Source organism: Pseudomonas sp. IT-P218 (assembly GCF_949767605.1).
In the GTDB taxonomy this organism is placed as follows: Bacteria; Pseudomonadota; Gammaproteobacteria; order Pseudomonadales; family Pseudomonadaceae; genus Aquipseudomonas; species Aquipseudomonas putida_AE.
This window is the reverse complement of sequence record NZ_CATKQQ010000071.1, coordinates 1-469: the sequence shown is the minus strand read 5'-3', so window position 1 is coordinate 469 and position 469 is coordinate 1. Positions and strand designations below refer to the sequence as shown.

The 469-nt window shown below is 60.1% G+C and carries 1 pseudogene; it reads left to right on the top strand.

Annotation, left to right across the window (positions count from 1 at the left end):
* Positions 1 to 469: pseudogene (locus ACM6I6_RS26185) on the top strand (type IV secretion protein Rhs); the annotation flags it as partial.

Here is a 469-nt window from a genome sequence, read left to right as displayed (position 1 = left end):
GCTGATCGAAGAAAAACGCATCGACAACCTGACCCGGCGCTTCAGCTACAACCTCGGCGGGCATCTGACCCAGGTCGATGAAACCGGCTACGGCGAACGCGGCGAGCGGCCACAACGGCGCACCGAATTCGAGCGCGACAGCATTGGTCGGCTAATGGCCAAGCTCAATGCCGATGCCCGTCAGGATTATGTGTATGACGACGGCGATCGCTTGCTGTCGATCCAGCGCCTGCCCACCGCGCAGGGCAAGCAGATGGGTGTCAGTGATGAAACCCTCGAATTTTCCTACGACCTGCTTGGTCGCCTGATCCAGGAGACCACGGCGCAAGGCGCCTTGTCCTACGAATACGACCCACTGAGCAACCTCACCACCCTGACGTTGCCCACTGGCCAACACCTCAATCACCTGTACTACGGCAGCGGCCACCTGCACCAACTCAACCTCGACGGCCAGCTCATCAGCGACATA